This is a genomic window from Rhodococcus sp. 077-4 (assembly GCF_047782425.1).
In the GTDB taxonomy this organism is placed as follows: Bacteria; Actinomycetota; Actinomycetes; order Mycobacteriales; family Mycobacteriaceae; genus Rhodococcoides.
Window position 1 is genome coordinate 1503473 of the sequence record NZ_JAJPWC010000001.1, and the last position, 13037, is coordinate 1516509.

Here is a 13037-nt window from a genome sequence, read left to right on the forward strand (position 1 = left end):
CGCCGAATCTGTGACTAGCATCACTTTCGATATCTTCTCGAGTGATCGGATGCGACATGGCAGAGAACACCCCTGCAGCTGTGAGCTTCACTGCGCCGACTGCCGCGCAGGCCGTCGACGGTGAGCCCTGCCCTGCGGAGAGCGGCCGCCCCGGTTGGGCCCTGCTGGGGTTGCTGCTCGCCGTCTCGGCCGCCATTGCGATCATGGCGCTGGGTATATCAGCAGGCTGAGCGCCTCGCGTCGGAGTGCAATCTCGGCCGGCCGACCAGTCTGCCCGTCCGCGGTGGCAGGATGTCTGGCGTGAGCTCCGACACCGACGCACCCATCGCCATGCCCCGAGTGGTGTCCGTCGCCTACTGGCTGTGGCTGGCCTCGGCAGTACTGCTGATCGTCGTCTGCATGGTCGCCTTGACACTTCCCGCGGACCAGATCCGCGCATCGTTCACCACCGGTGGTGCGACCGACGAAGAAATCGATTCCTTCCTGAGCGTCTTTCGCGGACTCGGCGTGATCTTCGGGGTCGTCGGCTTGGCTGTCGGTCTGATGTCCGGCCCGGTCCGCGGCGGCGACCGCAGGTTCCGACGCGCCCTGGTGGCACTGTCGGGAGCCGTGGCGCTGCTGCTGACGTTCGCCGCACTGGTATTTCCTTTCGTCCTGCTGGTCATCACCGTGACGCTGGTCGTGGCAGCGGTTCTGGTGTACCGACCGTCGGCCCGAGAGTGGTTCTTCCGTGAGCAGTGAAACGCCCACCGACGAGCCCGTGCTCTTTCACGAGCCCGGTGGTCGGTGGCGCATGCTGGCGTGGGGGCCGGTGTTCTGCCTCGTGGTGCTCGCGGTCGAGCTCGCATCCGGCCCGGTGATCCACTGGTTCGCCCTCGCGTTGTTCTCGCTGATCCTCGCCGGGCTCACGTACGTTCAGCTCCGCGCCGCGCGCATGCACGTCAGCGTCGAACTCACCCCGAGCAGGCTGCGTCAGGGAACGGAGACCGTCGACCTCGACGAGATCGACGAGATTCTGCCGCCGGCCGAATACGCCGACGGTGAGTACGAGCCCAAGAAGTGGGAGACCGCGCGGGTGCTCGGAGAACTCTCGGGTGTGCCGCGCAAGCGTCACGGCATCGGGCTGCGTCTGGTCGGCGGTGGGCTGGTGCAAGCGTGGGCGAAGGACGACGACGGGCTACGGGCGGCTCTGGTGACGGCAAAGCAGGAGTGTCAGTGAGCAAGTCCCTCGGATGGGCGGAGCTGGTGCTCGCACTGCTGGCGGTGATCGGGGCGGTGGCGTGCTGGAATGCGGGCGTGCGTACCAGCGAGTTTCCGGCTGTTCCCGACGTGTCTCCGGCATATTCGGGAACGTTCTACTCGGGGTCCTGGATCGCGTCGGCCGCAGTGGCGGCCCTCGTGGCCGGGCTGCTGATCGTCGACGGTGTCCGTCGAGTCCTTTCGGATGGAACACCCCCTACCGGGTAGGGGTATGGTTGGCGGTATGAGCAGCTACAACGCCGAGCAGGACGATCTGTTGAAGCGACTGCGCCGTATCGAGGGTCAAGTTGCCGGGATATCGAGGATGGTCGCCGACGATCGCTATTGCATCGACGTCCTCACTCAGGTGTCCGCGGCGACCAAAGCGCTGCAGTCGGTCTCGCTGAAATTGCTCGACGCCCATCTCGCCGGCTGCGTCGTCGAGGCCGCGAGGCAGGGCGGACCCGAGGCGGATGCCAAAGTGAAAGAGGCGTCCGAGGCCATCGCGCGGCTGGTGCGTTCCTGACGAGACAAGCGCCAGTGTGATTCCGACGAACAAGGAGATCGACGTGGAGACGAAGTATTCGGTCGAGGGCATGACGTGCGCGCACTGTGCGGCGTCGGTGAAAGAAGAAGTATCGGAGATCGCAGGTGTCACGGGTGTCGACGTCGATGTCGACGCCGGTTCCGTTGTGGTGACCAGTGATTCGGCGCTCGATACCGCTGCGGTGGATGCCGCGATCGTCGAGGCCGGGTACCGACTCGTATCGTGACTCGGCGGCCCACCTCTCGGATGTGATTAAGATCATGTGATACCGGTCATATCGGACGGGTCGCGGATCGTCGTCAGGAGTGTGGATGAACAAGCTGGTGTCCAGTTCCGCAGTACTCGCCGCCAGCGTCTCCCTGACGCTCGCCTGCTCGACGGGCGCAACAGCGCAGGCCGATTCGCTCCCCGATCTGACGGTCACCACAGTGCTCGACGGATTGACGAAGCCGTGGGATGCGGTGGTCGCGCCGGACGGGACGGTGCTGACCGGGGAGCGTTCCGGTCGATTCGTGATCCGCGATGTCGCCGGTGCCACCCGCGAGCTCACCGCGGACCTCGACGACCTCTACGCGTCGGGCGAGACGGGTCTGATGGGCATTGCGTTGGCGTCGGATTTCGGCACCTCCAGAACGATCTACACCTGCCAGGGCGTGCAGGGTGGCGGAGGAGGAAGCGGCAGCGCCGGGACCGGTAGCGCGGGAGGTGGCAGCGACAACCACATCGCCGTCCTCTCGTGGACCGTCGACCCGGGATGGACCGCGCTGACGCGCACCGGCACCCTCGTCGACGACATTCCCGTCGCCGACGGCGGGCGTCACGGCGGCTGCCGAATTCTGGCCCATCCCGACGGCACCCTGTACATCGGTACCGGGGACACAGCTACGCCGACGGTTCCGCAGGATCGAAATTCGTTGGGCGGCAAAGTTCTACACATCGACTCCGACGGTTCTGCCGCCTCGGATTCGCCGGATCGCATCTTCACTCTGGGGCATCGGAACGTGCAGGGCCTGGCGATTCGCCCCGGAACCGGGCAAATCTTCGAGGTGGAGCAGGGCACCACCCGCGACGACGAACTGAACCTCCTGGTACCCGGCGGCAACTACGGCTACCGCCCCGATCGGCTCCCGCTCATCTACGACGAGTCGGTACCGATGACCGATCCCACCCGCGTCCCCGGTGCACGCGCCGCAGTGTGGAGTTCCGGTAGCCCCACCATCGCGACGCCCGGTCTGACCTTTGCGAACGGCGCGGGGTGGGGTTCGTGGAACGGGGCGGCAGTGGTGTCGAGTCAGCAGGGCGAGAAGCTCGTGTTCCTGAAGCTGTCCGAGGACGGCACACAGTACGTCGACGAGGCCGATGCCCTGGTCGGTACGTACGGCAGACTGCGTTCGCTCACCAGCTTCGGTGACGACGGCGCATTCCTGCTCACCACCGACAACGGATCGAACGACAAGGTCCTACTCGTCACCCCTGCCGCCGACTGATGTGTGGCCCCGAGGTCGTCGAGACGGTTCACCGCAGAATCGGCCGCAGGGCGCTGTTCGGTTCGTTGGGTGCTGCTGCGCTGACGGTCGCCTCGGCTGGGGCAGTGCGGGCCGAACCGATTGTCGCTGAGGCTGTTCCGGCGGGCCGACTGGTCGATCTGACCCATACTCTGAGCCCCACGTTTCCGGTGTGGCCGGGCAACGAACCGTTCTCGATGCGCCCGGTCGCCGCCTACGAGCGGGGCGGCTTCCTGGTCAACGAACTCTCGTACTGGGAGCACACCGGGACGCACATCGATGCCCCGGCGCACCGGTTCCGCGGCGGCGCAACGGCAGACATCATTGCGTTGGAAGACCTGATCGCGCCGCTGGTGGTGGTGGACATCTCCGCCCGCGCCGCGGCGGATGCCGAAGCCGTGGTGACGATCGAGGACATCGCACAGTGGGAGCGCGAGCACGGTCGGATACCCGATCGAGCGTTGGTGGTGATGCACAGTCATTGGCAGAACAGACTTGCCGAGCGTGCTGCGCCCGGATTCTCCGGCGGCGAGGCACAGATGCTGGTGCACGAGCGCAACATCGTCGGGATAGGCGTCGACACACTCAGTCTCGATCGGATGAACGACCGTGAATATCCCGCGCACACAGCCGTTCTCGGCGCGGGTCGATACGGTGTCGAAGCTCTGGCTAATCTGGAATCGGTACCCCCGGCAGGGGCGACGGTCGTCGTCGGCGCACCGAAGCACGCGGGCGCGACCGGCGGTCCCTGCCGGGTCTTCGCGATAGTCCCCTAGCCGTGGATCCCGTCCTACGTCAGTGCGCGTGACTGGGGTTGGCAGCGGGCTCTTCCTCGGTACCCGCCCCTGGCCCACCGAGCATCGCGGCACCGACCAACGCGTCGGGCACCCCGAAACCGTCGACGAGAAGTTCGGCGTGCGGACGCAGGGTGCGGCACCGCTCGTTGATCGCGCGGGTGACGGCCTTGGATCGCTCCGTGGACAGGTAACGGTGCTCGATGAACCAGGCCTTGTCGGCCTCGATCACCGACAGTGCGTACAGGTCGCAGACCTCCTCGAGCAGATCCTTGGTGGTGGGGTCCTCGCACGATTCGATGCCGGCGATGAACGCCTCGAAGATGATTCGATCGATGTGCGCGCTCGCAGCGTGCAGCACGTGATCCTGCACCGCGTTGAACGCCTCGAACGGGCCGGCTTCCTTGGACTTGGACTGCAACCGGCGAGCGACCGTGGAGAGCAGGTACTCCTCACGATCCTCGAACATCTTGACCTGGGTGCCGCGGTTGAACAGCGAACCCTCTTCCTCGTTGTCCTGACGCCGATCGAGGATCGTCTGCATGATCGCTTGCGCTGCAGTGCGTTTGACGACGCGATCACCCACCATGTCGGCGGCGAACTTGACCCACTCGACCGGGCTCATGGACTTCACGTCATCGGCGTACGCGGTGAGCAGCTCCTTGGCCACCAGTTGCGTCAGCACATGATTGTCGCCCTCGAACGTGGTGAACACATCGGTGTCGGCCTTGAGGGAGATCAATCGGTTCTCGGCGAGATAGCCGGCGCCGCCGCAGGCTTCGCGCGCTTCCTGGATCGCGGCGGTGGCGTGCCAGGTGTTCGCTGCTTTGAGGCCCGCAGCCCTGGATTCGAGCTCGCGCTGCTCCTCGGCGTCGGGATTGTCCGCCGTCTGCAGCTCGTGCATCTTCGACACGAGTTCGTTCTGCGCGAACTGCAGAGCGTAGGACTTGGCGATGAGCGGGAACAGTCGACGCTGATGCACCAGGTAATCCATGATCAGAACTTCCTGATCGGAGTCGGGTGCGGCGAACTGCCTGCGCTGCAATGCATATCGCGTCGCGATGTCGAGGGCGACGCGGGCTGCCGCGGCGGCACTGCCACCGACCGTGACACGGCCGCGAATCAACGTGCCGAGCATCGTGAAGAAGCGTCGAGACTTGTTCTCGATGGGGGAGGAGTACGTACCGTCGTCGGAAACGTCGGCGTACTTGTTGAGCAGGTTGTCTCGTGGAATGCGGACGTGATCGAACATGAGGCGGCCGTTGTCGACTCCGGGCAGGCCGCCCTTGTACTGACAATCGGAGGTGGTGACACCGGGAAGATCGTCGCCGTTCTCGTCACGCAGCGGAACGAAGAAGCAGTGCACGCCATGGCCTTCGGGCTCCTCGCCCGGCCCGGCGGTGATGAGCTGTGCGAACACGGCGGCAACGGTGGCGGTTTCCGCAGCACCACCGATGTAGTCCTTGCGGGAGGACGGCGTGGGCGAGTTGATGACGAACTCGTCCGTCTCGGGGTCGTACGTGGCCGTCGTTTCGAGTGACTGCACGTCACTGCCGTGGCCGGTCTCTGTCATCGCGAAACAACCGAGCAGATCGAGGCTGATGATCTTGGGGACGTACGCCTCGTGGTGGCGTTCGGTGCCGAGGTTCTCGATCGCGCCACCGAACAGTCCCCATTGGACGCCGGCCTTGACCATCAGCGAAAGATCGCTCATCGCGAGCATTTCGATCATCGTCACCGCCGCACCGACATCGCCGGTACCGCCGTGTTCCTTCTTGAAGCCGTTGTCGGCTGCACCGGCGGCGGCGAGGAGTTTGAGTTGTTCGAGTGCTTTGGTGCGGGCGATGACGGTGTTCGGCGTGTAGTGCGGACGGAACTCGTCGCGGGCGAGTTGCTTGCGCGCCTCGTTCTTCACATCTCGCCAGCGGCCGTCCAGAGTGTTCCGAAGGTGATCCGTTGTGGTTGCCATACTCGACGGTAACCTTTTGCAGCCCACCGTGAGGGCCGGAAACTCAGACCGGCCAGACGAATTCTTTGAACACCGCTCGGCAGGCACGCCAGAAGCCGGTTTTCGCGTACGGGCCGTCGTGGAACAAAGACGCACAGTTGTCCTCCAGAGCCCTGTTCACCAGGGGACTGAAGTCTGTGAACTCGCCGACCAGGAACTCTTTGAAGCCCGTCGGCCACGCGTGTTGAGCTGGTTCGTGTTGTGCCTCCACCACCATGAGTGTAATGCAGCAGTAACACCGATGTTACAAATCCCACTCACTTCAGTAGAGCGAATGCCTCCTGCGCAACCAGGAATGCGTAGCTGGACGGAACGAGGTCGATCGCGCCGTCGTCCCGGAATTGTTCGGTGACGATCCAGTCCTGACCACCGGCATCGGTGGCCAGGAACGCGCCGGCGAGATCGCCGGGTGCATTGCCGCCCTTGAACCCCGAATACGGCCACGACGCCGCGTCGAGCTGGACACCAGGGCTGATCGCCAGGATCCGACGGTTCTCCGCCGCCGCCGGACTCGACGCCAGGTAGGCCAGCGCCGCGCACACGTCCTGCGCGTTGGCGAACCACTCCACGCCGTCGCCGGACGCCGGGTTGTCGAGGAAGTTGTCGAGGTCGATCTGGAGAGGCCGTGCGTCGGCCTGCACGAGTAGCTGCACTCTGGCATCGGTGTCGGCCGTGGACCACTCGGCGCGCATGTTCGGATCACCGAAACCGATGACGAAGAACTGCCGGGTGTCCATCATCGGCGTCATGACGGACGGATCGTGGTGACCCATCGTGGTGAGCTGACGTTCGACGCGTTCGCGGCCGAGGCGTTCCATCAGCAGATCCGTTGCGGTGTTGTCCGACAACGAGATCATCTTCTCTGCAGCCTCACGGACCGACACCGTCGTCCCGTCGGGCAGATTCTGCAGCTCGCCGGACGGCGCACTCTTGGTTGCATCGCGGACGGTGAGTTGCTCGTCCCAACGAATCGAGCCCGCCTCGATCTCGTCGGTGAGCGCTCCGAGTACATAGAGTTTGAACACCGAGCCCAGCGGAAGCACTTCGTCGGCATTGGTGGAGTAGACGGATTCGCAGCCACCGCCGTTGAGACGGGATGCGCTGTAGGAGTAGTCGGGAGCCACCTTCGCCAATGCGGCATCGAGTTCGTCGAACGACGAGATCTCGGGGGTTTCGGGTCTGGCCAGGAACCCGTTCAACGTGCCGTCGGCACCGATCGACGTCGAGATCGTGGCCGGGATGCCGCCGGTGGTGAAGTGCAGAACGCCGGTGTCCGTATCGGCTTCGAAGCCCGTGGCCACGTTGGGGGCACCGGCGCGCAACTGTTCGAGGGGAGTGACGAGCCCGCCCATCGCCGCGACGGCCTCGGCCAGTTCCTGGCCGACGACGGCGTCCACCGCCGCTGGGTCGGGTGCGGAGTCGGCGTTGATCCACTGCAGAATTCGGTCGTTGAGTGCGCCGATGGGGGTCGAGGTGTCGACGACGAAGGCCGTACCCGTGGAAGTCGTTGTGGGCGAGGGTGTCTCAACAGCGCCACCGCATGCGGACAGAGCGACGGTTGCAGCCACGGCCAAGCCTGCGAGTTTCTTCGTGGTGCACGACGTCGTCATGCTGCGATGCTAACGGATTCGGACATTTCGCCACCCACGGTGACGTAGCCGTCGCCCGGAGGTCGCTGTGGCAGTGTGCTGTGGCGTGCTGACTACCGAAGACGTCCGTCGAATCGACTCCGATCATCTCTGGCACCCCTACAGCCGATTTCCGGCGAGTACGACACCGCTGGTGGTCGAGAGTGCGTCCGGTGTGCGGCTGACCCTGGCCGATGGCCGCCAGCTCATCGACGGAATGAGCTCGTGGTGGGCGGCCGTGCACGGCTACCGGCATCCGGTGCTCGACGCGGCAGCCCGCGATCAGCTGGGCCGGATGAGTCACGTCATGTTCGGCGGCTTGACGCATGCTCCGGCGGCCCGGTTGGCCGAGTTGCTGGTCGAGATCACGCCCGCAGGGCTCGACAAGGTGTTCCTCGCCGATTCCGGATCGGTCTCGGTGGAGGTTGCGGTCAAGATGGCGTTGCAATACTGGCGTGCGCGAGGCGAGAACGGTCGCACTCGACTGTTGACCTGGCGCGGTGGGTACCACGGCGACACGTTCGCGCCCATGAGTGTGTGCGATCCCGATGGCGGAATGCACTCGCTGTGGACCGACGTGCTCGCGAAGCAGGTGTTCGCTCCGGCTCCACCCGCGGAATTCTCGGCCGAGTACGTCGCCGAGTTCGAGCAGGTGCTGAGCGAGCATGCGAGCGAACTGGCGGCGATCATCGTCGAGCCGATCGTGCAGGGCGCGGGCGGTATGCGGTTCCACGACGCGCGTTATCTTCTCGAGCTGCGCCGTTTGGCAAACGAGTTCGGCGTGCTGTTGATCTTCGACGAGATCGCGACCGGCTTCGGTCGGACCGGGGAGTTGTTCGCCGCCGACCACGCGGGTGTTGCACCGGACATGATGTGCGTCGGCAAGGCGTTGACCGGCGGATATCTGACGTTGGCGGCGACTCTGTGCACCACCGAGGTGGCCGAAACGGTCTCGAGCGGCGAGGCGGGCGGGCTGATGCACGGGCCGACGTTCATGGGCAATCCGCTGGCGTGTGCGATCGCCGTGGCCTCGGTGGAACTGCTGCTCTCGCGTGACTGGCGCGCTGAAGTCTGCGGGCTGGAATCGGGCCTGTCCGACGGCCTCGCGCCTGCTCGTGCGCTACCCGGAGTTGCGGACGTTCGGGTTCTCGGCGGCATCGGGGTGATCGAGATGCGCAGTCCCGTGGACATGGCGCGGGCCACGGCCACGGCCGTCGACGCGGGGGTGTGGCTGCGACCTTTCGGTCGCTTGGTCTATGCGATGCCGCCGTACATCTGCTCCGGTTCCGAGGTGGCTGCCATCGCAGAGGCGATGGTGACGGTGGCGCGCAACGAAACTTGAACAGCGTTCAAGTATGGTGCTGCCATGACCGCTCTGGATTGGCTCGACGCCGCCGCGCACGCCCGACGCGAGGCCGGACTCGAGCGCGTCGTGACAGCACGGGTGGCCGAGGACGCGATCCTCGATCTGGCGTCGAACGACTATCTCGGCCTGTCCCGGCATCCGGCTGTCATCGACGGAGCCTGCGCCGCCGTGCGCCGCTGGGGTGGCGGATCGACCGGATCGCGGCTGGTGACCGGGACGACGACGGCCCACGAGCGTCTCGAGGAAGACCTCGCGGATTTTTTCGGGGCCGAGGCCGGGTTGGTGTTCTCCTCCGGCTACACCGCCAACCTCGGCGTCGTGACCGCACTGGCGGGCCGAGACGCGCTGGTGATCTCCGACGCCGCGTCGCACGCCTCGCTGATCGACGCCTGTCGCCTGTCCCGGGCCCGGGTGGCCGTTGCGCGGCACTGCGATACCGACCACGTCGAAGAGTTGCTGCGCGAGCGCACCGAGACGCGGGCGCTGGTGGTGACCGATTCGGTGTTCAGCGCCGACGGCGATGTCGCGCCGCTGGCGGAGCTGTATGCGGCATGTCGACGATCGAACGCCGTGCTCATCGTCGACGAAGCACACGGGTTGGGCGCACGCGGGAGCGGCGGACGAGGGGCCGTGCACGAAGCGGGGCTCGCCGGAGCGCCCGACCTGGTGGTCACCGCAACGCTGTCCAAGGCCCTCGGATCTCAGGGCGGCGTGGTGCTCGGGCCCGCGCCGGTTCGCAATCAGTTGCTGCACGGCGCGCGCACGTTCGTGTTCGACACGGGCCTCGCGCCTGCATCCGTCGGCGCGGCATCGGCCGCGCTCACCGTATTGCGCGGCGAACCCGAGCGAGTGCACGCGATCGGCCTTCGTTCGAGGCAGTTGGCCGTGGCCGCCGGAGTGGAACCCACGGGATCGGCTGTGGTTCCGGTGGTTCTGGGCGTCGCGCACCGGGCAGTGAGTGCGGCCCAGGCCTGCCTCGCACGCGGTGTCCGGGTGGGATGCTTCCGACCACCCTCGGTTGCGCACGATGCCTCCCGGCTGCGATTGACCGCGCGCGCCGATCTCACCGATGTCGACATCGACCGCGCCGCCTCGGTGCTGGCCGAGGTGCTGGCCGAGGTCGCTGGCCGAGGTACAGAGATGACGGTGCCGAGATGACGGTGCTGATGGTGACCGGAACGTCCACCGGCGTCGGCAAGACCGTGGTCACGGCGGCGCTCGCGTCCGCAGCGCGGGCACGTGGACGGACTGTCGCAGTGTGCAAACCGGCGCAGACCGGCATCGGTGAGAATTATCCCGACGAGGCGGATGTCGATGTGGTGCAACGTCTTTCCGGAGTACGCGGAATCGAGTTGGCGCGCTACCCCGAGCCTCTTGCGCCGGATGTCGCGGCCCGGCGAGCGGGTCTTGCGATGCTCGAACTCGATGCCGTTCTCGATGCGGTGCGCGCGCTCGACGGGACGCACGACCTCGTCCTGGTCGAAGGCGCGGGCGGGGTCGCGGTGCGCCTCGGTGCCGATGGATTCACTGTGCTCGACGTCGCCGCCGCCGTCGGTGCGCAGGTTCTGATCGTGGCGGGCGCAGAGCTGGGGACGCTGAACCACAGCACTCTGACCATTGCCGCAGTGCGGTCGGTCGGTGTCGAATGCGCAGGCCTGGTGATCGGATCGTGGCCTGCCGAGCCGAGCGTGGCGGCAGGAGTCAACCGCGACGAGTTGCCGCTCGTGACGGGACTCGAGCTGATCGCGTGTGTTCCCGAGGGTGCGGGCCTGCTCGACTCATCCGAGTTCGAAACCCTGGCCGGCGGCGTCTTCGGTGAGTTTACCGACTCATTACTTGGGTAACCCGATGTGAACAGTTTGCCGGCTCGGCATTCGTAACAAACGGGAAGTCGACACCATGAACACCACCGTATGGATCATCGTTGCAGTAGTAGTCGTTCTGTTGATCCTTGCCATCGCCGTGGTTGTGGCACGCAAGGGCAAGGAACGAAAGAGGTTGGAAGCGAACGAAATTCGTGAGAAGGCAGCCGAACGCACAGTAGAGGTGGAGCAGCGTCAAGCCGTCGCCGACGAGAGCGCAGCCCAGGCGCGTCGAGCACAGGCGGACGCCGATGCGAAGGCCGCACAGGCACGTAAGTTGTCGCTCCAGGCCGAAACGCACCGTGGCGACGCCGCATCCTCGCGTGAAGAACTGGACGCCGAATTCGCGCGCGCGAACAAGATCGACCCGGACGTCGACCATCGCTCGGGTGATGCGCACACGGGTAACGACGGCCGGCTCGACGAGCACGACTCCGCGCACCGCACCGGAACACACAGCACTGGAACGCACAGCGCCGACGTTCGTGAGGGTGTCACACACACGAGTAACGACCCGCGCAGCACAGGGGAGAAGGTTCGCGACACCGTCGACCCACGCACGGACAACGGACACCACCGCACGAACTGACAACCGTCTGCTGTTGCCGTCGACGACACGCGCGGTTCGAACGAGCCCGGACCCGACCGATCGGGTCCGGGCTCGTTCGTTCCAGGACGGCGCACTGCGGGGTGCGACGGCGGTGGGAAGTTCGCCGATTATTACGCCCTGTAGTTGGTGATTTCGCCGAACCTGGGACACTGGAAGTCGTGACTGTTTCCCCCGGCGACGACGCCCCCGTATCGGCCCAACTGTTCGCCCGCGCGAGCACGGTGATTCCAGGTGGCGTCAACTCGCCGGTGCGGGCCTTCGCGTCCGTCGGCGGAACGCCCCGCTTCATCACCCGCGCCAGCGGATACACCATGACCGACGCCGACGGGAAGTCCTACGTGGACCTCATCTCGTCCTGGGGCCCGATGATCCACGGGCACGCCCATCCGGCCATCGTCGAGGCCGTCCAGAAGGCGGCCGCAACCGGTCTGTCGTTCGGTGCACCCACGGTGCGTGAAATCGAACTGGCCGAGGAAATCGTGCGCCGCGTCGGCCCCGTCGACCAGGTACGTCTTGTGAATTCGGGCACAGAAGCAACCATGAGCGCGGTGCGGCTGGCCCGTGGATTCACCGGCCGGACCAAGATCGTCAAATTCTCGGGTTGCTACCACGGCCACGTCGATGCCCTGTTGGCCGACGCGGGATCGGGACTGGCCACCCTCGGGCTGCCGACCTCGCCCGGCGTGACCGGCGCACAGGCGTCGGACACCATCGTCGTTCCCTACAACGACCTCGCCGCCGTCTCCGCGGCCTTCGAGGCGAACGCCGGCCAGATCGCGTGCATCATCACCGAGGCAGCCGCAGGCAACATGGGAGCAATTCCGCCGGTCACCGGCTTCAACGAGGGCCTACGCCGCCTCGCGACCGAGCACGGCGCGCTGCTGATCATGGACGAGGTGATGACCGGATTCCGCGTCAGCGCCTCCGGTTGGTACGGCATCGACGGTGTCGCAGGCGATCTCTACACCTTCGGCAAGGTCATGTCCGGCGGGTTGCCCGCTGCGGCATTCGGCGGTCGAGCAGACGTGATGACCTACCTGGCACCGGCAGGACCGGTGTACCAGGCAGGCACATTGAGCGGCAACCCCGTCGCCGTCGCCGCTGGATTGACGAGCCTGCAACTGGCCGACGCAGCCGTCTACGAGAAGCTGCAGACCAACTCGCAGCGACTCGGAACACTGCTCGGTGACGCCCTCACCGCTGAAGGCGTCACCCATCACGTGCAGTTCGCGGGCACTATGGTGAGTGTGTTCTTCGCCGATGGACCCGTCACCGACTACGCGCAGGCCAAGGCCGCGCAGACGTGGCGATACCCGGCGTTCTTCCACGCCTTCCTCTCCCGTGGGGTGTACCCGCCGCCGAGCGCATTCGAGGCCTGGTTCGTCTCCGCAGCCCTCGACGACCGCGCATTCGAGATCATCGCCGACGCGGCCCCCGCCGCAGCGAAAGCTGCAGCAGCCGCCACAGCCCCTCAGTGA

Annotated in this window: 16 protein-coding genes; 13 read left to right on the top strand and 3 right to left on the bottom strand. The window is 65.9% G+C overall.

All coding sequences use genetic code 11. The features are described 5' to 3' along the window. Nucleotides 1–56 precede the first annotated feature (56 nt). The 8 genes from ACNEOT_RS07415 to ACNEOT_RS07450 all read left to right on the top strand — a co-directional run bounded on the left by ACNEOT_RS07415 (nucleotide 57) and on the right by ACNEOT_RS07450 (nucleotide 4067). Entirely contained in the window at nucleotides 57–230 is a 174-nt protein-coding gene (locus ACNEOT_RS07415) for a hypothetical protein (RefSeq protein ID WP_415973250.1), read from the top strand. A 70-nt stretch (nucleotides 231–300) separates the two neighbouring features. After that, nucleotides 301–741: a hypothetical protein gene (locus tag ACNEOT_RS07420; protein ID WP_415973251.1), complete on the top strand. Its 441-nt coding sequence runs from the start codon at nucleotides 301–303 to the stop codon at nucleotides 739–741. 52 nt (nucleotides 742–793) lie between these two features. Beyond that, nucleotides 794–1219 (top strand): hypothetical protein, encoded by a 426-nt coding sequence (locus tag ACNEOT_RS07425; protein ID WP_415973693.1) that lies wholly within the window; start codon nucleotides 794–796, stop codon nucleotides 1217–1219. Further along, entirely contained in the window at nucleotides 1216–1467 is a 252-nt protein-coding gene (locus ACNEOT_RS07430; RefSeq protein ID WP_415973252.1) for a hypothetical protein, read from the top strand. Before ACNEOT_RS07425 ends, ACNEOT_RS07430 begins: the two co-directional genes overlap by 4 nt. A gap of 16 nt (nucleotides 1468–1483) precedes the next feature. Further along, nucleotides 1484–1765 (top strand): metal-sensitive transcriptional regulator, encoded by a 282-nt coding sequence (locus ACNEOT_RS07435; protein WP_415973253.1) that lies wholly within the window; start codon nucleotides 1484–1486, stop codon nucleotides 1763–1765. Between the two features lie 43 nt (nucleotides 1766–1808). Continuing rightward, on the top strand, nucleotides 1809–2012 hold the full coding sequence (locus ACNEOT_RS07440) for a heavy-metal-associated domain-containing protein (protein ID WP_415973254.1): 204 nt from the start codon (nucleotides 1809–1811) through the stop codon (nucleotides 2010–2012). Between the two features lie 85 nt (nucleotides 2013–2097). Then, entirely contained in the window at nucleotides 2098–3273 is a 1176-nt protein-coding gene (locus ACNEOT_RS07445; RefSeq protein ID WP_415973255.1) for a PQQ-dependent sugar dehydrogenase, read from the top strand. Next, nucleotides 3273–4067: a cyclase family protein gene (locus tag ACNEOT_RS07450; protein WP_415973256.1), complete on the top strand. Its 795-nt coding sequence runs from the start codon at nucleotides 3273–3275 to the stop codon at nucleotides 4065–4067. Before ACNEOT_RS07445 ends, ACNEOT_RS07450 begins: the two co-directional genes overlap by 1 nt. A 19-nt stretch (nucleotides 4068–4086) precedes the next feature. Here the strand turns inward: ACNEOT_RS07450 and ACNEOT_RS07455 are convergent, their stop codons facing one another. The 3 genes from ACNEOT_RS07455 to ACNEOT_RS07465 are packed head-to-tail and all read right to left on the bottom strand — an operon-like array spanning nucleotide 4087 to nucleotide 7703. Next, entirely contained in the window at nucleotides 4087–6054 is a 1968-nt protein-coding gene (locus ACNEOT_RS07455) for an acyl-CoA dehydrogenase (RefSeq protein WP_415973257.1), read from the bottom strand. Between the two features lie 43 nt (nucleotides 6055–6097). Continuing rightward, nucleotides 6098–6304, bottom strand: a complete 207-nt coding sequence (locus tag ACNEOT_RS07460; RefSeq protein WP_415973258.1) for an inositol 2-dehydrogenase — start codon at nucleotides 6302–6304, stop codon at nucleotides 6098–6100. A gap of 46 nt (nucleotides 6305–6350) precedes the next feature. Continuing rightward, nucleotides 6351–7703 carry a serine hydrolase gene (locus tag ACNEOT_RS07465; RefSeq protein ID WP_415973259.1) on the bottom strand — a complete coding sequence of 451 codons (1353 nt, stop codon included), beginning with the start codon at nucleotides 7701–7703 and terminating at the stop codon, nucleotides 6351–6353. Between the two features lie 88 nt (nucleotides 7704–7791). Between ACNEOT_RS07465 and ACNEOT_RS07470 the strand changes: the two genes are divergently transcribed. The 5 genes from ACNEOT_RS07470 to hemL all read left to right on the top strand — a co-directional run bounded on the left by ACNEOT_RS07470 (nucleotide 7792) and on the right by hemL (nucleotide 13037). Continuing rightward, nucleotides 7792–9063: an adenosylmethionine--8-amino-7-oxononanoate transaminase gene (locus ACNEOT_RS07470; protein WP_415973694.1), complete on the top strand. Its 1272-nt coding sequence runs from the start codon at nucleotides 7792–7794 to the stop codon at nucleotides 9061–9063. 24 nt (nucleotides 9064–9087) lie between these two features. Continuing rightward, the gene (locus ACNEOT_RS07475; protein ID WP_415973260.1) at nucleotides 9088–10245 is read left to right on the top strand and encodes an 8-amino-7-oxononanoate synthase; all 1158 of its coding nucleotides are present in this window, start codon (nucleotides 9088–9090) and stop codon (nucleotides 10243–10245) included. Continuing rightward, nucleotides 10242–10931, top strand: a complete 690-nt coding sequence (gene bioD / locus ACNEOT_RS07480; protein WP_415973261.1) for a dethiobiotin synthase — start codon at nucleotides 10242–10244, stop codon at nucleotides 10929–10931. The genes ACNEOT_RS07475 and bioD overlap by 4 nt, the downstream gene beginning before the upstream one ends. Before the next feature lie 55 nt (nucleotides 10932–10986). Then, nucleotides 10987–11538 carry a hypothetical protein gene (locus tag ACNEOT_RS07485; RefSeq protein WP_415973262.1) on the top strand — a complete coding sequence of 184 codons (552 nt, stop codon included), beginning with the start codon at nucleotides 10987–10989 and terminating at the stop codon, nucleotides 11536–11538. A 179-nt stretch (nucleotides 11539–11717) separates the two neighbouring features. Then, a complete protein-coding gene (gene hemL, locus ACNEOT_RS07490) occupies nucleotides 11718–13037 on the top strand; it encodes a glutamate-1-semialdehyde 2,1-aminomutase (RefSeq protein WP_415973263.1) in 1320 nt (439 codons plus the stop codon).